This window comes from Novosphingobium sp. LASN5T (assembly GCF_003856955.1).
Taxonomy (GTDB): Bacteria; Pseudomonadota; Alphaproteobacteria; order Sphingomonadales; family Sphingomonadaceae; genus Novosphingobium.
Genome location: NZ_RQSI01000020.1, coordinates 1 through 25,886, shown reverse-complemented (window position 1 = coordinate 25,886; position 25,886 = coordinate 1). Strand labels below are relative to the sequence as shown.

Annotated in this window: 22 protein-coding genes; 8 read left to right on the top strand and 14 right to left on the bottom strand. The window is 64.9% G+C overall.

The window, feature by feature from the left end; genetic code table 11:
- Nucleotides 1-189: 189 nt before the first annotated feature.
- Both gltB and EH199_RS14070 read left to right on the top strand, forming a co-directional pair.
- On the top strand, nt 190-4,830 hold the full coding sequence (gene gltB / locus EH199_RS14075; RefSeq protein ID WP_124809933.1) for a glutamate synthase large subunit: 4,641 nt from the start codon (nt 190-192) through the stop codon (nt 4,828-4,830).
- A 22-nt stretch (nt 4,831-4,852) separates the two neighbouring features.
- The gene (locus EH199_RS14070; protein WP_124809932.1) at nt 4,853-6,286 is read left to right on the top strand and encodes a glutamate synthase subunit beta; all 1,434 of its coding nucleotides are present in this window, start codon (nt 4,853-4,855) and stop codon (nt 6,284-6,286) included.
- Between the two features lie 201 nt (nt 6,287-6,487).
- Here the strand turns inward: EH199_RS14070 and EH199_RS14065 are convergent, their stop codons facing one another.
- The gene (locus EH199_RS14065; RefSeq protein WP_124809931.1) at nt 6,488-7,297 is read right to left on the bottom strand and encodes a cystatin domain-containing protein; all 810 of its coding nucleotides are present in this window, start codon (nt 7,295-7,297) and stop codon (nt 6,488-6,490) included.
- 111 nt (nt 7,298-7,408) lie between these two features.
- Nucleotides 7,409-8,089, bottom strand: coding sequence for a uracil-DNA glycosylase (gene ung / locus EH199_RS14060; protein ID WP_124809930.1), 681 nt, complete (start codon nt 8,087-8,089; stop codon nt 7,409-7,411).
- 124 nt (nt 8,090-8,213) lie between these two features.
- On the opposite strand from ung, the gene EH199_RS14055 reads away from it, so the two are divergent.
- The 3 genes from EH199_RS14055 to EH199_RS14045 are packed head-to-tail and all read left to right on the top strand — an operon-like array spanning nt 8,214 to nt 10,082.
- The gene (locus EH199_RS14055; protein WP_124809929.1) at nt 8,214-8,831 is read left to right on the top strand and encodes a ribonuclease D; all 618 of its coding nucleotides are present in this window, start codon (nt 8,214-8,216) and stop codon (nt 8,829-8,831) included.
- A gap of 10 nt (nt 8,832-8,841) precedes the next feature.
- Nucleotides 8,842-9,486: an LPS export ABC transporter periplasmic protein LptC gene (locus EH199_RS14050; RefSeq protein ID WP_124809928.1), complete on the top strand. Its 645-nt coding sequence runs from the start codon at nt 8,842-8,844 to the stop codon at nt 9,484-9,486.
- Nucleotides 9,487-9,500: 14 nt separating this feature from the next.
- A complete protein-coding gene (locus tag EH199_RS14045; RefSeq protein ID WP_124809927.1) occupies nt 9,501-10,082 on the top strand; it encodes an LptA/OstA family protein in 582 nt (193 codons plus the stop codon).
- Nucleotides 10,083-10,098: 16 nt separating this feature from the next.
- Here EH199_RS14045 and EH199_RS14040 read toward each other — a convergent pair whose 3' ends face one another.
- Nucleotides 10,099-11,340, bottom strand: a complete 1,242-nt coding sequence (locus EH199_RS14040; RefSeq protein ID WP_124809926.1) for a capsule biosynthesis protein — start codon at nt 11,338-11,340, stop codon at nt 10,099-10,101.
- A 192-nt stretch (nt 11,341-11,532) separates the two neighbouring features.
- On the opposite strand from EH199_RS14040, the gene EH199_RS14035 reads away from it, so the two are divergent.
- On the top strand, nt 11,533-13,017 hold the full coding sequence (locus EH199_RS14035; RefSeq protein WP_370449690.1) for an LTA synthase family protein: 1,485 nt from the start codon (nt 11,533-11,535) through the stop codon (nt 13,015-13,017).
- Here the strand turns inward: EH199_RS14035 and EH199_RS14030 are convergent.
- Nucleotides 12,998-13,810: an SDR family oxidoreductase gene (locus EH199_RS14030; RefSeq protein WP_124809924.1), complete on the bottom strand. Its 813-nt coding sequence runs from the start codon at nt 13,808-13,810 to the stop codon at nt 12,998-13,000. The two genes, EH199_RS14035 and EH199_RS14030, sit on opposite strands and share 20 nt — an antisense overlap.
- 268 nt (nt 13,811-14,078) lie before the next feature.
- On the opposite strand from EH199_RS14030, the gene EH199_RS14025 reads away from it, so the two are divergent.
- Nucleotides 14,079-14,627, top strand: a complete 549-nt coding sequence (locus tag EH199_RS14025; RefSeq protein ID WP_223806679.1) for a sterol desaturase family protein — start codon at nt 14,079-14,081, stop codon at nt 14,625-14,627.
- Between the two features lie 3 nt (nt 14,628-14,630).
- Here the strand turns inward: EH199_RS14025 and EH199_RS14020 are convergent, their stop codons facing one another.
- Genes EH199_RS14020 through EH199_RS14000 form a run of 5 tightly spaced genes read right to left on the bottom strand, consistent with a single transcriptional unit; the run spans nt 14,631 to nt 19,904 of the window.
- Nucleotides 14,631-15,839, bottom strand: a complete 1,209-nt coding sequence (locus EH199_RS14020; RefSeq protein WP_124809922.1) for a glycosyltransferase — start codon at nt 15,837-15,839, stop codon at nt 14,631-14,633.
- Nucleotides 15,836-17,464: a beta-3-deoxy-D-manno-oct-2-ulosonic acid transferase gene (locus tag EH199_RS14015; protein ID WP_124809921.1), complete on the bottom strand. Its 1,629-nt coding sequence runs from the start codon at nt 17,462-17,464 to the stop codon at nt 15,836-15,838. Before EH199_RS14015 ends, EH199_RS14020 begins: the two co-directional genes overlap by 4 nt.
- On the bottom strand, nt 17,461-18,075 hold the full coding sequence (locus EH199_RS14010) for a histidine phosphatase family protein (RefSeq protein WP_124809920.1): 615 nt from the start codon (nt 18,073-18,075) through the stop codon (nt 17,461-17,463). Before EH199_RS14010 ends, EH199_RS14015 begins: the two co-directional genes overlap by 4 nt.
- 7 nt (nt 18,076-18,082) lie before the next feature.
- Nucleotides 18,083-18,925: a 3-deoxy-manno-octulosonate cytidylyltransferase gene (gene kdsB / locus EH199_RS14005; protein WP_223806678.1), complete on the bottom strand. Its 843-nt coding sequence runs from the start codon at nt 18,923-18,925 to the stop codon at nt 18,083-18,085.
- The gene (locus EH199_RS14000; RefSeq protein WP_124809919.1) at nt 18,918-19,904 is read right to left on the bottom strand and encodes an SIS domain-containing protein; all 987 of its coding nucleotides are present in this window, start codon (nt 19,902-19,904) and stop codon (nt 18,918-18,920) included. Before EH199_RS14000 ends, kdsB begins: the two co-directional genes overlap by 8 nt.
- Before the next feature lie 208 nt (nt 19,905-20,112).
- On the opposite strand from EH199_RS14000, the gene kdsA reads away from it, so the two are divergent.
- The gene (gene kdsA / locus EH199_RS13995; RefSeq protein WP_124809918.1) at nt 20,113-20,946 is read left to right on the top strand and encodes a 3-deoxy-8-phosphooctulonate synthase; all 834 of its coding nucleotides are present in this window, start codon (nt 20,113-20,115) and stop codon (nt 20,944-20,946) included.
- A 296-nt stretch (nt 20,947-21,242) separates the two neighbouring features.
- Here kdsA and EH199_RS13990 read toward each other — a convergent pair whose 3' ends face one another.
- From EH199_RS13990 to istA, 5 genes are all read right to left on the bottom strand, one after another.
- On the bottom strand, nt 21,243-21,890 hold the full coding sequence (locus tag EH199_RS13990; RefSeq protein WP_124809917.1) for an ABC transporter ATP-binding protein: 648 nt from the start codon (nt 21,888-21,890) through the stop codon (nt 21,243-21,245).
- Complete coding sequence (locus EH199_RS13985) at nt 21,887-22,684, bottom strand: ABC transporter permease (RefSeq protein WP_124809984.1); 798 nt, start codon at nt 22,682-22,684, stop codon at nt 21,887-21,889. Before EH199_RS13985 ends, EH199_RS13990 begins: the two co-directional genes overlap by 4 nt.
- A 2-nt stretch (nt 22,685-22,686) precedes the next feature.
- The gene (locus tag EH199_RS13980; RefSeq protein ID WP_124809916.1) at nt 22,687-23,844 is read right to left on the bottom strand and encodes a capsule biosynthesis protein; all 1,158 of its coding nucleotides are present in this window, start codon (nt 23,842-23,844) and stop codon (nt 22,687-22,689) included.
- A gap of 284 nt (nt 23,845-24,128) precedes the next feature.
- Nucleotides 24,129-24,974, bottom strand: coding sequence for an IS21-like element helper ATPase IstB (istB, locus tag EH199_RS13975; protein WP_124809915.1), 846 nt, complete (start codon nt 24,972-24,974; stop codon nt 24,129-24,131).
- Nucleotides 24,971-25,886, bottom strand: a 916-nt coding sequence (gene istA, locus EH199_RS13970; protein WP_124809914.1) for an IS21 family transposase, incomplete at its 5' end; no start/stop codon positions are given. The genes istB and istA, both read right to left, overlap by 4 nt.

The following is a 25,886-nucleotide window of genomic DNA, read 5'->3' as shown; positions in this document are numbered from 1 at the left end:
CGACGGAATCCTGCCCGTTTTGAAGGGTGCAACCGTATTTCCCGCGCGGATCGGCGCGGGAAATGACGCTCGCGGTTGCAAAATAACTTTCCTGCAGTCATGGGGGATATTCGCGCAACTTTCGTCGCCAAGGGGGGCGGCGCGATTCGTGCGATATTTCCAATTCTGGATGTAGGGACGACCTTCGATATGGGATTTCCGCCGGTTCAGGGCCTGTACGATCCGCGTAATGAGCATGACGCCTGTGGTGTGGGCTTTGTTGCCCATATCAAAGGGGCGAAAAGCCACGCGATTATCGAGCAGGCGCTGGAAATTCTGCGAAATCTCGACCATCGCGGCGCGGTGGGCGCCGACCCGTTGCTGGGCGATGGCGCCGGCATCCTGATCCAGTTGCCCGATCAGCTTTTCCGCAAGTGGGCGGCTGCGCAGGGCAAGGAACTGCCCGCGCAGGGCGATTACGCCGTGGCGATGTGCTTCCTGCCGCAGGACGAACCTTCGCGGAACTTCGTGACCGAGTTCTTCGAGAAGTTCATCGCCAAGGAAGGCCAGGAACTGATCGGCTGGCGCGACGTGCCCGTCACGCTCGACGGCCTCGGCAAGACCGTGATCGAATCGATGCCGGTGGTGCGCCAGTGCTTCATCAAGCGCGGCGAGGGCACGCCCGACCAGGACGCGTTCGAGCGCAAGCTGCTGGCGATCCGCAAGCAGACGCAGAACCCGCTTGCCGCCATGGCCGAAAAGCACGGGCTTCCGGGCGTGACGCAACTCTACATGCCGAGCTTTTCGACGCGCACGATCGTCTACAAGGGGCTGCTGCTGGCGAACCAGGTTGGCTCGTTCTATGACGACCTGCGCGATCCGGACTGCGTCTCCGCGCTGGGCCTTGTCCACCAGCGCTTCTCGACCAACACCTTCCCGAGCTGGAAGCTGGCGCATCCCTTCCGCTTCATCGCCCACAATGGCGAGATCAACACGGTTCGCGGCAACGTGAACTGGATGAATGCGCGCCGCCGCACGATGGAATCCGAGCTGCTGGGGCCGGATCTAGACAAGATGTGGCCGCTGATCCCGCACGGGCAGTCCGATACCGCGAGCCTCGACAACGCGCTCGAACTGCTGCTGGCGGGCGGATACAGCCTGGCGCACGCGGTGATGATGCTGGTGCCCGAGGCCTGGGCGGGCAATCCGCTGATGGATTCCAAGCGCCGCGCCTTCTACGAATACCACGCCGCGCTGATGGAGCCGTGGGACGGCCCGGCCGCCGTTGCCTTTACCGACGGTCGCCAGATCGGCGCGACGCTCGACCGCAACGGGCTGCGCCCCGCGCGGTTCTCGATCACCCGCGACGACCTGATCTGCATGGCTTCGGAAAGCGGCGTGCTGCCGTTCCGCGAGGAAGACATCGTGCGCAAGTGGCGGCTCCAGCCCGGCCGCATGTTGTTGATCGACCTGGAAAAGGGCGCGATCATCGAGGACGAGCAGATCAAGGCCGAACTCGCCGGGGCGGAGCCTTACGAGGACTGGCTGGAATCGGCGCAGTACAAGCTCAAGGAGCTTGAAGTGGTCGAACCCGAACTGGCGGCGCTGCCGGTCGAGACGACCAGCCTGCTCGATCGCCAGCAGGCGTTCGGCTACACGCAGGAGGACGTGACCAAGTTCCTCGAACCGATGGCCGTCTATGGCGACGACCCGATCGGTTCGATGGGCACGGACACGCCGATCGCCGTGCTGTCCAGCCGCTCACGGCTGCTCTACGACTATTTCAAGCAGAACTTCGCGCAGGTCACCAACCCGCCGATCGATCCGATCCGCGAGGAACTGGTGATGAGCCTGGTTTCGATGATCGGCCCGCGCCCGAACCTGCTGGGCCGCGACGCTGGCAGCCACAAGCGGCTCGAAGTCGACCAGCCGATCCTGACCAACGACGATATCGCCAAGATCCGCTCGGTCGAGGCCGCGCTCGACGGCGCGTTCCGCACCGCCACGATCGACACCACCTGGGATGCCGCTGCCGGTGCGCAGGGGCTGGAACTGGCGATCAAGGAAATGTGCTGGGCGGCGACCGAAGCCGTGCTGGCGGACAAGAACATCCTGATCCTGTCCGATCGCGCCCAGTGCGACAGCCGCATCCCGATGCCGGCGCTGCTCGCCACGGCGGCGGTGCACCACCACCTCGTCCGGCAGGGCCTGCGTATGCAGACCGGGCTTGTCGTCGAAACCGGCGAAGCGCGCGAAGTCCACCACTTCTGCGTGCTGGCGGGTTATGGCGCGGAAGCGATCAACCCGTACCTGGCGTTCGAGACGCTGGAAGCGATCCGGGTGGACAAGGAGCTGCCGCTCACCACCAAGGACGTGCAGAAGAACTACATCAAGGCGATCGGCAAGGGCATCCTCAAGGTCATGTCCAAGATGGGCATCTCGACCTATCAGTCCTATTGCGGCGCGCAGATCTTCGACGCGGTGGGCCTCAGCTCCGCCTTCGTGGACAAGTACTTCACCGGCACCGCCACGACGATCGAGGGCGTGGGCATCGAGCAGATCGCCGAGGAAACCGTGCGGCGCCACGCGGCGGCCTATGGCGACAACCCGATCTACCGCAAGATGCTGGACGTCGGCGGCATGTACCAGCTGCGCCTGCGCGGCGAGGAACACGCCTGGACGGCCTCGAACATCGCCAATCTGCAGCACGCGGTGCGCGGCAACATTCCGGACAAGTACAAGGAATTCGCCCAGTCGATCAACGACCAGTCCGAACGGATGCTGACGATCCGCGGGCTGATGGATCTGAAGAAGGCCGACGAGTCCATCGACATTGCCGAGGTCGAGCCGGCGAGCGAGATCGTCAAGCGCTTCGCCACCGGCGCGATGAGCTATGGCTCGATCAGCTGGGAAGCGCACACCACGCTGGCCGTGGCGATGAACCGCATCGGCGGCAAGTCGAACACCGGCGAAGGCGGCGAGGATCCGGCGCGCTTCAAGCCGCTGGCCAACGGCGATTCGATGCGTTCGGCGATCAAGCAGGTCGCGTCGGGCCGCTTCGGCGTGACGGCGGAATACCTCGTCAATGCCGACGACATCCAGATCAAGATGGCGCAGGGCGCGAAGCCCGGCGAAGGCGGCCAGCTGCCCGGCGACAAGGTGGACAAGACCATCGGCAAGACGCGGCACTCCACGCCGGGCGTCGGCCTGATCTCGCCGCCGCCGCACCACGACATCTATTCGATCGAGGATCTCGCCCAGCTGATCCACGATCTCAAGAACGCCAACCAGCGCGCGCGCATTTCGGTCAAGCTCGTGTCCGAAGTGGGCGTGGGCACCGTGGCGGCGGGCGTTTCCAAGGCACGCGCGGATCACGTGACGATCTCGGGCTACGAAGGCGGCACCGGCGCATCGCCGCTGACCTCGCTGACCCACGCCGGGTCGCCGTGGGAAATCGGGCTGGCTGAAACGCAACAGACGCTGCTGCTCAACAACCTGCGTTCGCGCATCTGCGTGCAGGCGGACGGCGGCATCCGTACCGGACGCGACGTGGCCATCGCCGCGCTGCTGGGGGCCGACGAGTTCGGCTTCGCCACCGCGCCGCTGATCGCGGCCGGCTGCATCATGATGCGCAAGTGCCACCTCAACACCTGCCCGGTCGGCGTGGCCACGCAGGACCCGGTGCTGCGCGCGCGCTTCACCGGCCAGCCGGAACACGTGATCAACTACTTCTTCTTCGTCGCGGAAGAACTGCGCGCGATCATGGCCGAGATGGGCTTCCGCACCGTCGCGGAAATGGTCGGCCGGGTCGACCGGCTTGATACGAAGAAGGCGGTGGCGCACTGGAAGGCGCAGGGCGTCGACCTGTCGAAACTGCTGCACCAGGTCGATCCGGTGCCCGGCACCACGCTCAACTGGAGCGGCACGCAGGACCACGGTCTCGAGGCCGCGCTCGACAACGATCTGATCGCCGCCAGCGCGCCCGCGCTGGACACGGGCGAGCCGGTCCGGCTCGAACGCAAGGTGATCAACGTCAACCGCACGGTGGGCGCGATGCTGTCGGGCGAAGTGGCGCGGAAGTATGGCCACAAGGGGCTGCCGGACAACACGATCCAGGTCAGCTTCACGGGCGTTGCCGGCCAGTCCTTCGGCGCGTTCCTGGCCCACGGCGTCACGCTCGATCTGGTGGGCGATGCCAACGACTACGTGGGCAAGGGCCTTTCGGGCGGCCGCGTGATCGTGCGTCAGCCCGCGCATGTCGATCGCGAGCCGACCGAGAACATCATCGTCGGCAACACCGTGCTTTATGGCGCGATCGCGGGCGAGGCCTACTTCAACGGCGTCGCCGGCGAACGCTTCGCCGTGCGCAATTCGGGCGCGATCGCGGTTGTCGAGGGCACCGGGGACCATGGCTGCGAATACATGACCGGTGGCGTGGTGGCCGTGCTTGGCCGGACCGGCCGGAATTTCGCGGCGGGCATGTCGGGCGGCATCGCCTATGTCTATGATCCGGATGGCCAGTTCGAAAAGCTGTGCAACCCGGCGATGGTGGACCTGATCCCCGTTTCAGCCGACCGCGACGAGGATGACGGAGCCGGTCGTCCGCAGCAGCGCGGGCATGACGTCTATGACTACGGCATGGGCGACATGCTCCGCCACGATGCGGAACGCCTGAAGGTGCTGGTCGAACGCCACCACCTCTACACGGGCAGCAAGCGGGCGCGCGCGATTCTCGACAACTGGGCCGACGAGGTGAAGCGCTTCGTCAAGGTGATGCCGCGCGACTATGCGCGCGCGCTCCGCCAGATGGAGGCCGAGCGCCTCGCCGCCGCCAACGTCGCGGCCGAATAAGAACAGGGATCAGGGAAACATCATGGGCAAGGCAACCGGCTTTCTCGAGGTCGACCGCAAGGACCGTACCTACGATTCCCCCGCGGAACGGCTGAAGCACTATCGCGAATTCGTGATCCCGCACGATGCGGCGGGGCTGCAGGGGCAGGCTTCGCGCTGCATGAACTGCGGCATTCCGTATTGTCACAACGGCTGTCCGGTGAACAACCAGATCCCGGACTGGAACCACCTGGTCTACGAGAACGACTGGCGCGAGGCGCTCGATAACCTCCATTCCACCAACAACTTCCCGGAATTCACCGGCCGCATCTGCCCCGCCCCGTGCGAGGCGGCCTGCACGCTGAACATCGTGGACCAGCCGGTGACGATCAAATCGATCGAATGCGCGATCGTCGACAAGGGCTGGAAGGAAGGCTGGATCGAGCCGCAGGTGCCCGCGAAGAAGACGGGCAAGTCGGTCGCCGTCGTCGGCTCCGGCCCGGCTGGCCTCGCCTGCGCGCAGCAGCTGGCCCGCGCCGGCCATTCGGTGACGGTGTTCGAGAAATCGGACCGCGTCGGCGGCTTGCTCCGCTACGGCATTCCGGACTTCAAGCTGGAAAAGCACGTCATCAACCGCCGCATGGTGCAGATGGAGGCCGAAGGCGTCCAGTTCCGCACTTCCGTCGAAGTGGGCGTGACCGTTTCGGTCGCCTCGCTGAAGGAAAACTTCGACGCGATCGTGATGGCGGGCGGCGCGGAAGACCCGCGCCCGCTCGACATTCCGGGCTTCGAACTGCCCGGCGTGCGCTTCGCCATGGAATTCCTGACGCAGCAGAACAAGCGCAACGCGGGCGATGATGAAATCCGCGCCGCGCCGCGCGGTTCGTTGCTGGCCACCGGCAAGCACGTGGTGGTGATCGGCGGCGGCGATACCGGTTCGGACTGCGTCGGCACGTCGAACCGCCAGGGCGCACTGTCGGTCACGCAGCTGGAAATCATGCCCCGGCCGCCCGAAAGGGAAGAGAAGGCGCTGAGCTGGCCCAACTGGCCGCTCAAGTTGCGCACCTCGTCCAGCCACGAGGAAGGCTGCGAGCGCGAATTCGCGGTGCTGACCAAGCGGGCGGTGGGCGAAAACGACGTGACCGGGCTGGAATGCGTCCGCGTCGAATGGGTGAACGGCAAGATGCAGGAAGTGCCGGGCAGCGAATTCACGCTGAAGGCGGACCTGATCCTGCTGGCGATGGGCTTCCTCGGCCCGCGCAAGCAGGGCTTGCTGGAACAGGCCGGCGTCGAACTGGACGCGCGCGGCAACGTCAAGGGCAACGTGGTCGACTACAAGACCAGCGTCGAGAACGTGTTCGCCTGCGGCGACATGCGGCGCGGGCAGAGCCTCGTCGTCTGGGCGATCCGCGAAGGCCGCCAGTGCGCGCGTTCGGTGGACGAAGCGCTGATGGGGGTTTCCGAACTGCCGCGCTGATCGGGCCGGTTCTCCGAAACAGGACAGGAAGGGCGCTCCGTGCGGGGCGCCCTTTTCCGTTTCGGCCTCGTCATTGCGAGGGGCGAAGCCCCGCGGCAATCCAGGGGAAGGCCAGAGCAGCATGTGGGGCTCTGGATTGCTTCGCGTACCGCTCGCAATGACGATTCAAGATAACGCTGGCATGTCCCCGGGCGCGCCGCGTCAGCGGAAGGCGCAGGACAGGCCGGCCCACAGGTCGGTCACGCGCGCGCGGGCGCTGGTGCCGCTTACGATGCCGCTGATCGCGCCCACGGTGAACTCGTGGCCCAGTGTGGTGCGTTCCAGCCGGAAGCCGCGCTTTTTGCGCAGCTCGGCGAGGGTGGTGCCGATGCGGATGCCGTCGGTCGTGCCGATGGTTGTGTTCCGGCCGCTCAGCACCCAGCCGCCGAACCGGTCATGCTGGAACAGCAGGCTCACGCCATCCTGCCACTGCGCGAAATCAACAGGCCCGACGCCGCATTCGCCGTACGTGCTGGTCCGTGGGGCCGGGCGGAAGCGCAGCGCTTCCAGCACCCGCGCGCGGGGTATGCCGAAGGAGAGGACGATCGGCGCGGCCCCGGCGCGGCGCACCTGCAGCCCGTTCCGGGCAAGGCGCAGGCTGGCCGCCACCTGTGGCGCGGCGGCTGCCAGCCGCGTCGATTCGCTCAGGCGCATCTGGCCCGACAGCATCCTGTAGACGGTCACCGCCCAGCGGCTGCCATCGGCGAGCGTCAGCTCGATGCGGTAGTTCATGCCGGCAACGACTTGCTGGCTGGCCGAATCGACGCTTCTGACCGTGCCCCCGCCCGGCAATTGCGATGCCGCGAAATCGGCGGCCTGGCGTACCTGCGGATCGTTGACGCCGGCGGGCGCCCAGCCGCCCGGGATCCCTGCTCCCGGCGGGGGCACCTGTGCGGCGGCAGGCGCCAGCGCGGCCGCGCAGAGCGCCCCGTACAGCGCTCCGTACAGCGCCAACGACAGTGTCTTGGTCATGATTCAGGCTCCCTCCCGCATCGCGCGGACGGGAAGAGTGACCGGCCGCCGGGGATGCGGCAACCGGATTTGCGTCTGCTTCGGAGGCGATTGCGCGCCCACGTCGGCGGCTCAGGGCTGCCAGTCGATCGCACCCCGGCCGTGTTGTTCGAGAAAGGCGTTGGCCTGGCTGAAATGGCGGCATCCGAAGAAGCCGGCATGGGCGGACAGCGGGCTGGGGTGGGGCGCTTTGAGGACGAGGTGCGGTCCATTGGCCAGGCCCGGCACGCGCGCGGCCTTCTTCTGCGCATGGCTGCCCCACAGCAGAAACACGGTGGGCACGTCACGCTGCGCGACGGCGGCCACCGCCGCGTCGGTGAAATCCTCCCAGCCTTTGCCGGCGTGCGATCCGGCCTGCCCGGCCTCTACCGTCAGCGCGTTGTTCAGCAGCAGCACGCCCTGCCGCGCCCAGTTTTCGAGATTGCCGTGGGAAGGTCGTGGCAGGCCGAGATCGGCTTCCAGTTCCTTGTAGATGTTCACCAGCGATGGCGGCGGCTTGACGCCCTGCGGCACCGAGAACGACAGGCCGTGCGCCTGGCCGGGGCCGTGGTAGGGGTCCTGCCCCAGAATCACGACCTTCACCGCGTCCAGCGGGGTCAGTTCCAGCGCCCGCAGCCGGGATCCGCGTGGCGGAAAGATCGTCTTTCCGGCCGCCTCTTCGGCGTTGAGGAAGCCGCCCAGCGCCCGCAGCGGGCGGGTGGCGAGAACAGGGGCCAGCGCCGGCTGCCAGCTTTCGGGAAGGGGAGTTGCCATAGGAAAGGCGTTCCTACCGCAACTCGAAACGGGCGCACAAGCCTGCCGGGCGCCAAAGCCAAGGTTGCCGTTTCCCGGCATTCCCAAGGTTGCCGTTTCCCGGCATTCATCGTAGGCGGGGTCCATGGCCGTCTACCTGCATGAAGAAGATTTGCCCGAAGGCGCGCTGGCGCCGGGCATCGTCGCCGTCGATACCGAAACGATGGGGCTGATCACCCCGCGCGATCGGCTGTGCGTGGTCCAGATTTCCGACGGACGGGGCGATGAGCACCTTGTCCGCTTCCAGGTGGACAGTGCCTACGCCGCGCCGAACCTGAAGGCGGTGCTGGCCGATCCCGCGCGGCTGAAGCTGTTTCACTTCGCGCGGTTCGATCTGGCCGCGATCGAACACTATCTGGGCATTACCGCCGCGCCGGTGTTCTGCACCAAGATCGCGTCCAAGCTGGTTCGGACCTATACCGACCGTCACGGCCTGAAGGATCTGGTGCGCGAACTGCTGGGCAAGGAGATTTCCAAGCAGCAGCAGTCGAGCGACTGGGGCGGGGCGGTCCTGTCCGACGCGCAGCAGGAATATGCCGCGTCCGACGTGCGCCACCTCCACGCCATGCACACCATTCTGGTTGAACGGCTGGCGCGGGAGAAGCGGACCGAGATGGCGCAGGCCTGTTTCGACTTCCTGCCCGTGCGGGCGCGCCTCGATCTGGCCGGCTGGGCCGAGCGGGACATCTTCAGTCACGAATGAGGCTGCGGGGATGACCGTCCAAGCCGAGAAGATCCGCTCGCGCCGCCAGCATTTCGCGGCGCCGGGCGGCTTTCATGACCGTCTGGTGCGGTTCCTGGCGGTGGCGCTGCCGGCCGCGATCGGCGTGCTGGCGGCGGTGATGGTGCTGACCCCGCTTTCCCCGCGCGGCGAGATCAGCTTCCTGCTCGATCGCAACAAGGTTTCCATCCTGGAAGATCGTCTGCGTGCCGCCAGCGCGATGTATCGCGGCCTGGACGACGACGGGCGCACGTTCTCGATCACCGCCGGGTCCGCTGTCCAGCATTCGGCGCGGGTTCCCGTGGTGATGATGAACGACCTGACCGCGCGGATGCTGATGGACGACGGGCCGGCGATCCTTTCGGCCAACGCCGGCAATTACGACTTCAGCCGCGAACAGGTGGATGTGGCCGGGCCGGTCAATTTCCAGACGTCGGACGGCTATCGCATGACCGCGAACAACGTGGTGTTCGATGTGCGGGGCAAGAACCTGCACAGCAAGGGGCCGGCGGAAGGCCGCATTCCGGCTGGCACTTTCTCGGCCGACAGGATATTCGCCGACCTCTCCGCGCATACCGTCACGCTGGACGGCCATGCACGTCTTCACATGGAACCGGGCAAGATGCGCAAGCCATGACTGCACCTCGGCAAATGACGTCCCTTCGCGAAACGATTCGTTCCGCCCGGCCTTTCCGGGCGTTCCTGCTGGGCTTTGCCGGGGCCGGCGCCGTCGTCGCGGCCCTTTCCGCGCACGCGGCTTCGCGGGTCAACAGCGATGCGCCGGTCAACTTCGCGGCGGACCGCATCGAACTGCAGGACAAGCAGAACCGCGTGATCCTGACAGGGAACGTCGACATCACGCAAGACGACATGCGGATGCGCTCGGCCCGCACGGTCATGGCCTATACGAATACCGGCGGCGACACCGAGATCCAGCGGATCGACGCGACCGGCGGCGTGGTGGTCACGCAGCGCGACGAAACCGCGCGCGGCGACGTGGCGGTCTATGACGTGAACCGCCGCCTGATCACGATGGTCGGCAATGTGGCGCTGCGGCGCGGCACCGACACGCTGAACGGCGGCCGGCTGGTGATCGACCTCGATAGCGGCCTGTCCAGCGTGGATGGCCGTTCGGGCGGTTCCTCCGTTCCCGGCGTCAACGGTGCCGGGAACGGCGGCGGGCGTATTTCGGGCACGTTCAAGGTGCCCAAGCGCAACGACAGCAAGCCGTAGGGCGTCTCCCCGCCGGTTATTCGGGCGGAAGCGGCATTCCCTCGAACCGCGCGATGGCGTGCCGGACGACCTTGTCGAGCGCTTCCTTCGAGAAGAAGCCGCCGGGAATCAGGCAGCGTTCGATAAGCACGCGCCGGAACGCGGCGAAGGTTTCCGGATCGGGCGGTATCGGGTTCTGCCAGAAGGCATCCAGCCCGCCCTGCGCGGTGAGGTCCGAGATGTCATAGACCGCGTGGCCCAGCGCGACGACGGGGACGCCCATCGCCAGCGCGAACGTGCCGCTGGTGCTGTTGATGGTGACCATGCCGCGCGCGTCGCGTGCAACGGCCACGATGTCTCCGGCGGCCAGGTAGTCGATCCGCGCGGCCACGCCATAGCGTTCGCCCAGATCGCGCGCCGCCTGCTCCCAATCGCGCACGCCGTTGTCGAGCGGATGCTCCTTGATGACCAGACGCGTGTCGGCCGGGGCGTGCCGGGCGAACGAGGCGATGATCAGGTTCAGCGCTTCCGCAATGCCCGCGAAAGGCGAATGCAGCCGGATTTGCGCGTCCGAATCGAGCTGGAGCGGGAACAGGAAATAGGGCTCTGGCGACGCTTCCATGCGCGCGAACAGCTGGGCGGCCTGCGCCTCGCGCAGCTTGCGCGCGCGCAGCTTGCGCAGCCAGCCCATGCCTTCCACCAGCGGCGGCCAGGGGCGATGGTTGTTCCAGTTGGAATAGTGCCAGCGCGTGAACACGTCTGCGACGTTGTACAGCAAGCCTTCCAGCGCGCGGCGGCGGAACGAGGAGGGCACCTGGCTGTGCTGCGGCACCGGCGGCAGCGCGGCGGCAGTATCGCGATACCACTGCGGATCGCGCGGGAGCGACGAATGGCCATTGACCCCGCCCAGTTCCAGCGTGACCCAGTCGGGCCGGATATAGCCTTCCTCGAAAACGTGGACCGGCACGTCCAGCGCCCGGCAGACCTGCGTTGCGGCCATGTGATGATCGCGGCAATCGCCGAACAGCACCACGTCGGTGATTTGCCGGTCGCGCAGCATCTGCTCCAGCGCGGCGGGCCAGTCCTGCAGGGTGCCGCGATAGTCGATGCCGCCGGGCAGGCGCCAGAACGCCCGGTCGCCGCCGTTGAAATTGACCTTGTAAACCGTGTGCCCGGCGCGGATCAGCCCTTGTCCCAGATGGCGGAACAGCGGCCCCATCAGCCCTTGCAGCAACAGCACCCGGCGCCGTTCCCCGGTACGCACTATTTCATCGGGCATCGGCAAGTGTTCCGGAACCTCATCCAGACGTCCCTAGGGCGAAGCGCACGAAGCGTCGATGAGCCATGTTCAGGTTTCCACCAATCAATTTCATCCACTTGCGCACGAGCCGCCCATGACATTGCCTTCGGGGATGGCTAAGGCATTCACGCAGCGGCCACCCTGCCCGCGCGGATGTTCTATCGAGGGGCTGTGACAGGCACGTTTCTGCTGTTTTCGGGGCTTGTCGCCGCGTCGTTGGTGCTGGACGGGCTGGTTCGCCCCCGGCGGGGCGGCGATGCGCGTTGGCCTTTGCGCAGCGCGGCCGGCATGGTGCTGCACATGCTGCTGGTCGCCAGCGACTTCGGGTTGTTCCTTGGCATCTGCGGCAATCCGCTGGCCTCGGCGATCCTGACGCTGGCGCTGGTGGCGCTGTTCACGGTTGTTTCCAACGCCAAGCACACCATGCTGGGCGAACCACTGGTGTTTACCGACCTCGTGCTTGTCGGCGCGGTGTTGCGCCATCCGCAGTTCTATCTGTCGGCGTTGAGCCCGGTGCAAAAGGGTGCGCTGATCGCCAGCGGACCGGTGCTGCTGGCGCTGTTCGCGTGGCTATTCGTCGGCGACATCGGTGCCCATCTGGCCGGCGCGGTGCTACTGGCGGGCAGTCTGGTGCTGTTGCGGTGGGTCATGGCGATTCCGCCATGGCGCGATCTTGCATCGGCGCCCGATCTGGACGGGGACGTGTGCCGCCATGGCTTGCTGGCGACTCTGCTGCTTTATTGGCTGCGCTGGCGCGCGACGGCCAATCCCGCGCCGCGTGCGCACCCCGAGGTGGCGATTGGAAGGACGGCAGCCGAACCTCCGCTGGCGGTGATCGTGCAATGCGAATCCTTCGCCGATCCCGTGGAGCTGTTCGGCGATCCGGCGCTGGAATTGCCGGGTCTGGCCCGCGCTCGTTCGGTCGCCTGGCAATGGGGCGATCTCAACGTCAGCGGGTTCGGCGCCTATACCATGCGCACCGAATATGGCCTGATCTTTGGGCGGGACGAGGAGGAACTGGGCTTTCGCCGGTTCGATCCGTTCCTGACCGCGGTGGGCGAAGCCTCGCACGCCTTGCCGGCCCGCCTGGCCGGGCGCGGCTGGCGGAGTCTGTTTCTGCACCCGCACGATCTGCGCTTCTACAACCGGCAACGCATCATGCCCGCCGCCGGGTTCGCGGAGATGGTGGGTGAGGAACATTTCGCGCCGCCCTCGGCAGGAGAGGGGCGCTACGTAACCGACGCGGCCATGGCTGGAACGATTGGCGATCTGGCACGAAAGGCCACGGAAGCAACGGTGCTTTACGCCGTGACGATCGAGAATCATGGCCCCTGGGCACCCGAGGATGGATCGGGGCCGCGCGATCTCGTTTCCTCCTATCTGCGCCTTGTGCGTAACAGCGATGCGATGCTGGCGACATTGCTCGAAGCGCTGGCTGACCTTGGCCGGCCTTCGGTCCTCGTCTTCTTCGGCGATCACCGCCCGAGCATCCCCGGTGTCACCACGCCGGGGCCGGTGCGCCACACGCCGTATGTTGTCGTCCGCCTCGATGCCTTCGGCGCGGTGGTGAAGGGGGAGCGGCGGCGCGTGGATCTGACCCCGGCGCAGCTCCATCACGCGGTCCACGATCTTCTGGCTACACTCCCGGCGGCGTAAGCGCGCGCAGCAACCGATCGCGCAGGAAGCGCGGCAGGATCGCCGAGATGAGCCGGAGCAGCCCAAACGGCCAGGGCAGCACGGCATGGGGCTTTCGGCGCGCTGCCGCTCTCGCGATCAGCGCGGCGACTCTGTCAGGCTTCAAAATCAGCGGCTTGGGGCCAGGAACCCGCCGGGCTGCTGCCGTATCGATGAAGCCGGGGGATACGAGCGTCACGGATACGCCGTAAGGCCGCACACCGATGCGCAGCGCGTCGGTGAAGCGGGCCAGACCCGCCTTCGATCCGGCATAGGCGGCGGCGAAAGGCAGTGCGTGATCGGCGGCGGCCGAACCGATCACGACGATCGCGCCGTGCCCGCGCGCGGCCATCGCTTGGGCGCAACGGGCGGCCATGGCCGCTTGCGCCACGAAATTGACCTGCCCCAGACGCGCGACCTGCGCGGCGTCCTCCACCAACGCGCCCGCCGCCCGGATATCGCCGCATCCCGCGGCGAACAAGGCAAGGCCGAACGGCTCGTCGGCCTCTTCGCGCGACAGGGCTTCCAGCGCGCCATCGGTATCGGATAGGTCCAGGGATCGGGTATCCACCGCGCCCGCGCCAAGCTCCAGGCAAGCTGCGGCGACGGCGTCGAGCCGGCCACTGTCGCGCCCCCACAGCGAGAGCCGGGCGCCCGCGCGGGCATAATGCCGCGCGAGGGCGCCACCCAGTTCGCCCGATGCGCCTACGACAAGAACCCGGCCTGTCTGGGGGGCAGGAACAAAACTGCCATCAAACCGTATAGGGCTGGCCATATAGGGGTGTAATCCTGAGTCCTAACCAAGGGCGAACCCGTGGATTTATGCAATTTCTACTGCACTGCACACGCGCCAATACCGCATTTTCAGTGGGATGGCGGTTTGGGCATCCTGTCGTCCGGAGGGGTGCATTCGCCTATTTTGGGGACTTTAGACTCTTGACACTTGGAGGCCTGTCCTGTCCAGAGTCAAGGTTATGACAGCCCGGAGTTCGCATCTGCAACCGATCAGATTGTTTCGGAACGCGTGGCTTGAAAAGCTGACCGTGGTTTCCCCCGTCGCTTTCGGCGTGATCTGGGGGATGTTTCTCCCCTTCCTGGTTTGGATGGGCTGGGGCACTGTCAGCGTGGCTGCCGCGTTCAGCCTGGTCGTGGGCGGGCTGTGGCTGTGGACGCTGTTCGAATATGCCATGCATCGCTTCCTGTTCCACCTGCAGCTGAAGTGGAAGCCGCTGCAGGCTTTCACCTTCATCATGCACGGCAATCATCACGCGAGCCCCAATGACCGGTTGCGCAACATGATGCCACCGATCGTGAGCGTGCCGATCGCCGCGGCGGTGTGGTATGCCTGCGTCTCGATGGTCGGACCGGGTGGGGACTGGCTGTTCCTGGGCTTCATCTCGGGCTACGTGGTTTACGATTTCACCCATTTCGCGTGCCATCAGTGGCCGATGCGTGGGCGCATGGCACGGGCGATCAAGCAGCACCACATGCGCCACCACCACATCAGCGAACATGGCAACTACGCGATCACCACGCCGCTGTGGGACCGCCTGTTCGGAACCGCGATCACCTCGACCAAGACGGGGAATTGACGCTCAGGTGGGCGGCCGAGAAAGGCCGCTGATCGCCTGTTCGACAATATCCATATGCTCGCTCCACAGCGGCTTGTGCCATTGCCCAAGCCGTGCCTTCTGCGCGGCGTGGGCCGGGCCGGCGCGAGCGTGGTCAAGGATCATTGCCTTCCAGCCGGGGCCGTCGAGCGGATCGAGGTAGTCGGGCGTGTTTCCGCCCACTTCGCGTAAGGCGGGAAGATCGCTGCAGATCGCCGGCACGCCCAGCGACAGCGCTTCGGCAACGGGCATCCCGAATCCTTCGGCGAACGAGGGCATGAGCAGCGCGCGGGCGCTTGCCAGCAGCGCGGCCATCCGCTGGTCGGAGCAGCCGTTGATTTCCTCGACATGGCCCTTCAGCGCTGGGCAGCGCTCCAGCAGGTCCACCACCTGTTCGTTTTCCCAGCCGCGGCGGCCGATGATCACCAGGCGCGGCACGTCCGGCGCCGGCATCGTTTCCGCCAGGTGGCGCCACAGGTGCAGCAGCAGCAGGTGATTCTTGCGCGGCTCGATCGTGCCGAGGCACACAAACGCGGGCCGCTCCGCCGAGGTCGCTGGAGCGGCTGGGGCGGTAAGGTCTTCGGTGCCCAGCAAGGCGACATGCGTGGCGATCGCCCGGCCGCTCCGTTCGATCCAGGGGCGCAGCGACCGGCCGGTGGCAGCCGAATTGACGATTACCGCATCGGCGCAGGCGGCCACCGTTTCCATGCGCTGCCGATGCAGCGCCGCGCCAGAAGGACGCGCATATTCGGGAAATTCGATCGGGATCAGATCGTGCACCATGCACAGGAAACGCGCCCGTTCCCGCCGTAGAATGCGGCGCACCTGCGTCTGGCGGGTGAGGTGATGGGGCGAGACCTGGATATAGACAGGCGGCACCGGGCCGGACGGGGCCGGCGGGCGATGCGGCCACAGCGCCGCCATCAGCCGCAGGACAGAGGGCAGGGAGCGCTGGTGCGGATCGTCGGCTTCCTGCGTCCAGCGACGTTCCAGTTCGTCGAGATAGGCGATGGCCTGTGCCTGCCGCAGCCGGCCATAGAGGCCGGAGGGATGGACGGCGGCGAAGGCCAGCCTATCACTATAGCGCTGCAACAGGCCGCGCGCGTAGGCCATCTCCACCCGGTCCACGCCCGACGGCGTATTGTGGCGCACGCGCGAGATCAGGCGCGAGATGTCGAGAATGACGGCGGTCATCGCCACATCGCCATGAACCGCCCCTGCCAGCGGCGCAAGGGCGCCACCCAGCCCAGCCGGTTGGGCGCGTGGTTTTCCGCCATGCGCCGCACCAGCACTTCGGGCGGACAGGGGAGGCTAGTGACGGGATCGAGATAGCGGGGGTAGAGGATCAGCACCCCGGCGACGAGTTCGTCGAGCGTCAGCGCGCGCCCGCGCCGGTCCGGCACCGTGCCCAGATCGCGGGTCAGCCCCCAACCGGCGTAGAACGGCGTGCCATGGCATGTCACCGCGCGCCCGCGCATCAGCGCCTCGAACCCAGTCAGCGAGGTCAGCACATGCACGGCATCGACCACGTCGAGCAGCGGGGCCATGCCGCCTTCGCGCACGATACGGTCGGCCAGTTGCAGCACCTCCCCATCGGGCACCGCGCCCTTGCGGTGGCCGGCATCGACATCGGGATGCGGCCGGAACCAGATTTCCGCATCCGGCTCCAGCGCGCGGACGCGGCGCAGCAGCTCCAGATTGGAATGCAGCCCGCCGCCGCCGGCCAGCACCGACATGTCGTCCTCGACTTGCGCAGGCACCAGCACAAGCCGCCGCCCTGGCTGACGGGGAGGGGCGGATGAGGCCGCGCCGGTGGAATACTTGCTGATCCCGGCGGCCACGATCGTTTCGCGCAAGGCGCGCGCCCGTTCGATCAGGTCGGGCGCGAAGCGGGTGGAGGCGAGAACCGTTTCGAGGTCGCTGGGGCCGGATGGATCGAAATGGATGCCCTGCCGGTCCACCACGATCGAGGAGGGGGGCACCAGATTGCTGCCCAGGCCCACCGAGCGGACGAACCCGTCCTCCACGCGCACGAGCGGCACGCCCTTGTCTGCGGCTGCGGCCAGCAGCGCAGGCGATACACGCGATGGCCAGATGGCTACCTGACCGTCCTGCCGTTGCGCCAGACCCAGCGCGCGGGCGGGGCGCGAGACGATCCGCAACGGTTGGCCGGGGCACCAAAGGAAGCGACGGATTTCCTCCCGCTTCCACCACGCCATGCCGCAGGCCGCGACGATTCCCCGGTTGCCGTCGATGATCCGGCGCCATTCGGCCAAGGTCATGATCGTCGCGAAGAGGGTCGTGGCATCGCCGGTAAACGGATCGCGATAGCGCGGCGTGTCCAGCGCGCGCAGGGCAGCCGCTTCCAACTCGGCTTGCCCGTCGTCCGGTGCGCCGAAGCGGCCGGGCGACAGAACGCGCACGGGCACGCCGGCGATGCACGCCAGGGCGACCCATTCGTCATCGCCGTGCGCGACGAGCAAGCCCGCGCCGTCGAGCGCGGACCACGGATCGGTTGCATCCGCGCGAGCGGGTGTGATCCACAGCGCCTCTGCCGCTTCCTGCTGGTTAAGACCGCTGGCCAGCGTTGCGGCTTCACCGGGCGAGCGGGGGCGCAGGACGACCGTGGCAGGGCGCGAAAGCGCGGCGGGCCTTTCCCAGAACGCGCCACCGACTCGCGCCGCGCGGATACGGGCGAACAGCGCTTCCGGATCGCTGTTTTCCGGCGACGCGGAGGCAATGCCGGCGATCGCGACTCCTGCATCAAGGCCCGGAAACGGCGGCGCGCGCAGCAAGGGCTGGGGGGCGGTCGCGCTCAAGGGCGCTGGCCCCACACGGGAACTTCAAGCCGACCGTCCGAACTGCGGCGGATCATGCCATAGCCGCCCGTGGGCAGCTTCAGCGAAGGCAGCGCTGCGGCAACCTCGCGCAAGGCCGGATCGGCGAGCAGCGCAAAGCGGGCGGCGCCGTTGCTGGTCACCAGCAGCACTGGGGTATCAGGACCGGCGGGTGGGCGCGCAAACAGATCCGCCCAGGCCGCGATGCGCGCGGGCGCATTCACGATCCATCCGGATGGCGGTTCGGCGGCGTGGTCCCATGCGTGCAGTGCAGCGTGGCCGATTCGCGCCAGCACGGCGTCCTCGGTCTGGTTCTCGTCCGGTCCGTGGTCGATCTCGGCAAGGAAATCGGCGGGCTCGGGCGTGATGGCCGTGCCTTGCGCCGCCAGGATGGGCGCTGCAGTCTGTTGGGCGCGGAGCAGTGGAGAAACCAGCGCGCGGCCGAAACGCCAGCCCAGTTCGGCGAAGTGGTCGCCCAGCCGGCGGGCTTCCTGTTCGCCTTCGTCAGTCAGCGGAAGATCGGTGCGCGCGCCGATGCGGCGCGGCGCTTCCCCGGCGGCAAAGGTTTTGCCGTGGCGGACGATGACGAACACGGGGCGTTTACGCGGGATAGGGATCGCCGAACCGGGCGATGGCCTCTTCGGCCAGCGTCAGGTCTGCGGGCGTGTCGATTCCGGAAAGGACATGCGGAGGGACGTCCACGGCGATCGTGTCGATCGCCCATCCATGTTCGAGGAAGCGCAACTGTTCCAGACCTTCCAGTTTCTCGTACTGGCTGGCCCGCGCCGATGCGAACCATTCCAGGGCCGGGAAGCTATATCCGTAAAGGCCGAGATGTTGCCAGACCGGAGAAAGCGGTTGTGCCCGCAAACCGTCTTCGCCGCGCAGGGCGGGCAGGATGGTCTTGGAAAACCACAGCGCCCGCCCATGGGGGGCGCGCACGCAAGTCGTGCCGCTGAAAGGCGCCGTCTGCTTGTGCGCGCGCAGGCGGTCGAGCCGGGGCCAGTCGAGCTGGAACACCGGGGTGACGACAGAGGCCGTCCGCTGGCGCAGGACGTCTAGCAGCCCGGCCACGATCGCGGCGGGGGTGAACGGGGCATCTCCCTGGAGATTGACGACGAATGCGGGCGGGGCTGGGCGTGCACGTGCCGCCGCGAAGGCGCGGACGGAGCCGGAATCGAGATCGGTCGAGGTCATGGCGACATCGACGCCAAGGTCGCGGCCATGCGCGGCGATCCGTTCGTCATCGGTCGCCACCACGACCTCGCAATCGCCGGCCTGTGCCGCCGCCGTCCGCGCGATGGCCACGACCCGGTCCAGCAGCGTTCGGCCGGCGATGGGCAGCAAAGGCTTGCCGGGCAGGCGGGTGGACCCGAAACGGGCAGGGATGACGATGATGTCCGGACCGAAATCCTTTCCGGAAACGGCTCCTAAGTCAGGCAATGCCGGCCCTGACGATATCGTGCATGTGCACCACGCCCACCAGCCGTTCGCCTTCGATCACGAACAGCACGGACACCGCGTTTTCGTTGAGGATGCGCAGGGCGTCGGAGCAGAGCATGTCGGGCGATACCGTTACCGGATCGGGCGACATGTGCAGGCCGATCGCATCGTTCAGGTCATGCACCGCGATGCAGCGGCGCAGGTCGCCATCGGTGAAGACGCCGATCAGCCGCTCGGCATCGTCGACGACCGCCGTCGCGCCATAGCGCTTGCGGCTCATTTCCAGCGTGGCGCCCGACAGCGTCGCGTGCCGGGTGACCTTAGGGATCGCGCTGCCGGTGCCCATGACGTGCGCCACGGTGGAAAGCTGCGCACCCAGCCGGCCGCCCGGGTGGAACACCCGGAAGTCGGAAGGGGTGAAGCCGCGCGCTTCGATCAGCGCCACCGCCAGCACATCGCCCAGCACAAGCTGCAGCGTGGTGGACGATGTGGGTGCCAGATCGTTGGGGCAGGCTTCGCGCACCTGTGGCAGTTCCAGACAGATGTCTGCGGCCCGCGCCGCCGAACTGTCGGGATGCGCCGTCGCCACGATCAGCTTGGAGCCGAGGCGGTGGCAATAATCGAAGATGTCGCGCAGTTCGGCGGTTTCCCCCGACCAGGTGATGGCCAACACGACATCGCCTTGCGTGATGACGCCCAGATCGCCGTGGCTGGCCTCGCCCGGGTGGAGAAACACCGATGAGGTGCCGGTCGACCGCAGGGTCGCGGCGATCTTGCGGCCGATATGCCCGCTCTTGCCCATGCCGCTGACGATGACGCGGCCCTTGGTCTGCACCATGGCATCGATCGCCATGTCGAGCGAGTGCCCGAATCGCTGCGTCTGCAGCACGCCTTTCAGGGTCTTCAGCGCCTGAAGCTCGATCTCCAGCGTTTTCAATGCGGAAGCCGTGTAAACCGGCCGGAAATTCTCGATCTTCATTTCCACCTTGGTTCTCTACACTTTTCCCGGAGGCATTTGCCAAGTGCCGTGTGTAGCGGGCGTTTTGCATGTATTTCAGGTATTTGTAACAAGAGAAATTGCCAAAATGACCCCGCTTATCCATGAGGGCAAGAACGCTGAAATCAAGTTAATTTGTGTCTGAAACGGGCGGCTCTGTCCCGGCTTTCGAAAGGTGGCGGAATTCCTCATGCGGCTTTGTGAACGCGACATCGGTGCTGATTCGAAGCTTTTCGCAATCGCCGGCCCCTGTGTGATCGAAAACGAACATCTTACCCTGAGCGTGGCCGAACGCCTGGCCGCCGTTGCCGACAAGCTGGACCTTTTCCTGATTTTCAAGAGCTCCTTCGACAAGGCGAACCGCACTTCGGACCAGTCGTTTCGCGGGCTCGGCATGGATGAAGGGCTGCGTATCCTGGAAAAGGTCCGCGAACGGACCGGGCTGCCCGTCCTGACCGACGTGCACGAAGCTGGCCAGGTCGCGGCGGTGGCGCAGGCGGTGGACGTGCTTCAGACGCCGGCGTTCCTCGCGCGGCAGACCGATTTCATCGCCGCCGTCGCCGCGTCGGGCAAGCCGGTCAACATCAAGAAGGCCCAGTTCATGGCGCCCGACGACATGCGTCAGGTGGTGGCCAAGGCCCGCAACGCGGCGCGCGGGGCGGGGCAGGAGGCCGACGCGTTCCTGCTGTGCGACCGGGGCACCTCGTTCGGCTACAACACGCTGGTGTCCGACATGCGCGGGCTGGCCATCATGGCGGAAACCGGCTGCCCCGTGGTGTTCGACGCCACACATTCGGTCCAGCAGCCCGGTGGCCTTGGCGAACGATCGGGCGGGCAGCGCGAATTCGTCCCCCTGCTCGCCCGCGCGGCCGTGGCGGCGGGCATCGCCGGCCTGTTCATGGAAACCCATCCCGATCCGGACCAGGCCCTGTCGGACGGCCCCAACGCTCTGCCGCTGGACGCTTTCGAGCCGCTGATGCGGCGGTTGCTGGCGATTGATGGGGTGGTGAAGGGGAAAGGGTAGCAGCGCTACGGGCGGCCGGTTGGCTCGCCGTTGGAACGAGCGCGTGGCCATGAGGAGCGGATATTGCGTTATTGGCGCGGCGCTTTGATGAAGTTCTGGCTGTGATCAACGAGCCCTGAGCCTAGACGCGCCCTATTGCATGACCTACAGGATGTCCTGACCACCTAGCGGCAGAAGCAAGCGCGGCTCTAATCCCAGTTGGAGGAATGCTGGGGGTCACGTCAACTACTCTGAATTTCGCATTTTAAACGCAGTCGTGCGGCTTTGGCGTGACCATCAAGGATTGAGTGACATTCTCAAAGTCGGGTATAGGCGTCCACTGCAAGCCCGACATCCTCGTATTCCGTCGCTTTTTTGTTGTGGATGAGCAGGGCCCGGTTGCAAAACTGATTTATAAGTTCGGTGCTGTGCGAGGCTAGTATCATCGCGCGGTCGCTTCTCTTCTCGAACAGTTCGTAAGCGCACTTGCGGTGGAAGTTCTGGTCACCGACGAGAATGATCTCGTCGATGAGATAGCAGTCGAACTCAATAGCCAGCGACAGCGCGAAGGCCAGACGCGCGCGCATTCCAGAAGAATAGGTCTTCACTGGCATCTTTAGCTCTCGGCCAAGTTCAGTGAAATCCTCCACAAAGGCGCGAATTTGGCTATAATTGTGCCCATAAATGCGTGCGATGAATCGGGCGTTGTCGTATCCAGTCAAGCTTCCTTGAAAACCTCCGGCGAAGCCTAGCGGCCAAGACACCGACATCCGGCGCTCGATCCTTCCCGAAGTGGGCATTTCGACGCCACCGATCAGCTTTATGAGGGTCGTCTTGCCTGCTCCGTTACGGCCAAGCAAGGCAATACGGTCGCCGCTGCTTATTGTCAGATTGACGTCTTCGAAAACGCTTTTGCGCGCCCGACCGTGAGTATAACTCTTGGCGAGGTTTCGACAGATTATCATTCGACCACCAAGGTCCGTCGGACCCGACGGCATAAGGCGAGACCGATCAGAGCCGCAATAGCTGAGCAGATGATCGGATTCCATACGTTATAATAAGGAACTACTTTTTCGCCCCATATTCCGCCGCGCATGAGTTCCATGGCATTCACAAATGGCGACCACAGAAGATAGTCGCGTACCGAAGGAGTTAGCCAAGATGCAGAGTTGAAGGTTCCAGAAAATGGAATCATGATGTATGTCGTGACAGGAATAAATTTTTCAAGAACTTCCGACATTTCTGAGAGCGGTGCTATTATTAAACAAATAGATAGCGTAAAAAAACAATAAAGAATCCATCCCGCTAAGAACATTCCTATATCAGAAGGTATAGGAAAAAGGTTAATTGGTATGAGAAGGGAGGCAATGAACAGGTATGCCATCATACTTCCCAGCATTTCGATCAAAAATCGGACGAATATGAAATCGACAACCTTGATCTGGCGGTGGTACATCAGGCTGCCATTTGCAATGAAGACACTTACCGAACGTCCGACGCAGTGGCGAAACAGAGTCAACGGTATATAACCCGAAACAACAAACGGTACGATGCCGACCCCGTGCTCTTCCGGTCCCTTCAGTATGCGCCACATTATGGCGACCAGAGTAGCGAAAAGCAGAGGCTCGACCATGATCCACAGGAAGCCAATGTTTTCCCGGCCGAACCGCGTGTTCAATTCGCGGATCATTAGTGCATGGATGACTCGGATTTGGACGCGCCATCCTTCTTGCACCTTGCGTAGGTTTGAACGGGGCATGGTCATTCGTCCGGCGCGTGCTCGAGAATGCCGACGATCAACATCCATCCGATGAAATACAAGCACGTGGCAGCGGCTGCCACGATGAGGATGTTGAGGAAGCGGTTAGGCAGCAGTGGCATGTCTGGCAAATTCGGTTCGACAACGCGCTCGAGATAGTATTGCTGACGCTGCGCATCCGCACTCGCTTGGACCAGCGCCGCGTTCGCGACATTGAGGTTTTCGGTCGCAAACTCCTGTTCGACAAGGAGATTCTCGTAGCCGCTGAGTTTGGATGCTATACCGCCCTTTGATCCGACCACACGACTGTCCTGAGCGCCGATCTGAACGGAAAGCGCATTCACGCGGTTTTGCAGCGCCGGTATCGACGGGTTCCCGGGTGTTACACGCTGCATCTGATCCAGTTGCGCTTGGAGTGACGCTCGCTGGGCGATAAGGCCGTTCGAGATTCCCAGAACGCCGCCTGCCTGCACGGTGGGATCGATTAGCTCCTGGGAATTTCGATATTGAGCCAAGGCTATTCGGGCTGCCTTGGCTCGTTCCGTGGCCAGATTGACCTGCCGCTGCGCTTCGGAAATCGCACGTGTACGTATGCGATCGTTAAGCCGATTGACCAAGCCTTCACTTAATTCCAAGAGTCGCCGATTTACTGAATAGGCACTCTCAGCAGTAAATCCCCTGACTTTGATGATCGAAGTCCCGGTTTCAGTATCGAGCTGTGCATCGACCTGCTTCCTGTAAAACTTATACAACTCCTCAAAGCTGTTAGCGTGCAGAGGCTGTGGGAAGCGTGAGAGGAAATCCACCTTCTTAGCGGCATAGAGTGAGCGAAAGCCGGGATTTTTCTCCAACTCATTAAGTGCGTCACGCGAACGGACGAAATCGAGAACCTCGTTGGCTTGCTCCTGTCCACCCGATAACCCGGTTGTCTGGACCAAGCTGGCGAGAGAGGATATCTGTGAGCGCTTTTGGTCAGGGCTCTTGATGACGAAACGGGATTCCGAAACGTAGATGTCGGACGCTAAGAGCCCATAGTACAGCGTTGCCAGCACCGTGGGTACGATAACGAAGACAACGAACCAGCGCCGCTTCTTCACCCATTGGGAGAGTGAGGAAGGGCTGGCTGCGATGTCGGACGGGAACGAATGCTCAACGTTCATAAATATCTTTTGCAGGACCTCGGGGGCGGTTTGACCGGCAATGTATGCCAGTTGCGCTAAGCCAACATCGGGTAGGGTGCAAGGCCGGCATGCAGCTTGATCCGCAATCTGTGAGCGTTCCGTCTCAAAAATGCGGGGTGCTCTTGTCCGTCAGGTCTTCCTTCAGCCCGGCCATGCTGTCGCAACGCAGGCATGGCGTCAGGTCGCTGGTGCCCGTTGTCAACGCCGACCGAAGATTCCCCAGAAGTGCCGATGTAAAATTCCCCAGTCCAGGCTTTCGGTGATCAACCGTATCGGTGATCGAGGGGGCGCTCCTTTGGTGGCCTTCCGCGCCGGCGTGGCGGGGGTGGCGGTGTGATGGTGGCGATGGTCCTGGTGTGTTCGGGGATGAGATCGGTGTGGGCACGCAGCCGGTAACTGGCGCCCTCGATCTGGATGACGATGGCGTGGTGCAGCAGACGATCCAGCAGGGCGGTTGCGACGACAGGATCGCCGAAGACCTCACCCCATTCGGCAAAGCCGCGGTTGGAGGTGAGGATCATGGCACCTTTTTCGTAGCGTGAGTTGACGAGCTGGAAGAAGAGGTTGGCCCCGCCCGGGGTGACCGGCAGGTATCCGATCTCGTCAACGATCAGAAGGCTGTTGCGGTTGAAGAAGCGTAGCCGCTCGGGGAGTCTGCCATCACGTTCGGCGCGTACCAGCATGTCGATCACTTCGGCCAGGCTGGCCCTGTAGACCCGCTTGCCGGCACGGACAGCTTCGACGCCGAGCGCCGTTGCCAGATGGGATTTGCCGGTTCCGGGCGGACCCAGCAGGTGGACGACCTCACCGCGTTCAATGAAGTCGAGCTGGGCGAGCGCGATGATCCGGCTGCGATCAAGCGATGGCTGGAACGAGAAGTCGAAGCCCTCGATGGTTTTCATGGGTACGAGGCGGGAGGTCTTGACGCCCATGGTGAAGCGCCGGCTCTCGCGGTTACCATGCTCGTGGGAGAGCAGGATGTCGATGGCCTCAAGCGCGGTCATCTCGCCCCGCTCGAGGCAGCGCATGGTATGATCCAGGGCTTCGAGGGCGCGAGGCATCCTGAGGCCGACCAGGCTGGCGCGGATGCTGTCGATGATTTCGGTCACGGCCGCACCTCCACACCGGCCAGGCGCCTGCCGACGGCCTCGTAGATGCTGAGTGAGCGACGCCCGATCTCCCGGCCAGTGGCAGGAGGCGGCGCTTCCTGCCGGATCTGGGCGAGCTTGCGGTGAACGGGATCGACACGGCGTTGATTGCGCCCATCGAGCACGGGATGCACCGCGATCAGCCTGCGGTCCTCGAAGATCCTGATCTCGCGCGGATGGTTCTGGACTTCGACGACACGCTTTCTCGTCGCATCGGGCACCGAGTAAAGGTTGCCGCCGACCGATACCATGCCTTCATGGCTGACCCGCCGTTCGACGGTAAGGACGGCATTGTAGGCCGCGGCAGGCAAGGCCGTCAGCGCGATCCCTTCCTCGGCGAAGTGCTCGGCAACGATGCGTCCCGTCGTTGCGTGACGACGCACGTTGGCAACCGTGTCGAGCCAGTTGCGGAACTGGCCATTGAGATCCTCGGCATTTTGGAAGGTGCGACCCAGGAAGAAGTCTTGGCGGATATAGCGGAAGGGACGCTCGACCTTGCCCTTAGTCTTGGCGCGATAGGGCCGGCAGGCGCGCGGCAAGGCACCGTAGTGGTCGAGCAGCGACACCAGCGACCGGTTGTAGATCACGACGCCTTCGGCATCCTCGTCAATGACTGCGGTCTTCATCCGGTCGTAGAGGACCTCGCGCGGAGCGCCGCCCATCGCATCGAAGGCATCGATGTGACATCGCATGACCGTCTGCAGGTCTTGGGTCGGGCAGAACCTGCCCCATAGCCACCGGCTATGGCCAAGCACCATCGAGAACAGCCAGAACACCTTCACGGCTCCAGGCTCGTCGGTGAACGCGACGCGGAACTGGGCAAAATCAACCTGGGCCTGCCGGCCGGCAGTGGTCTCGAACCGGCGTTCGAAT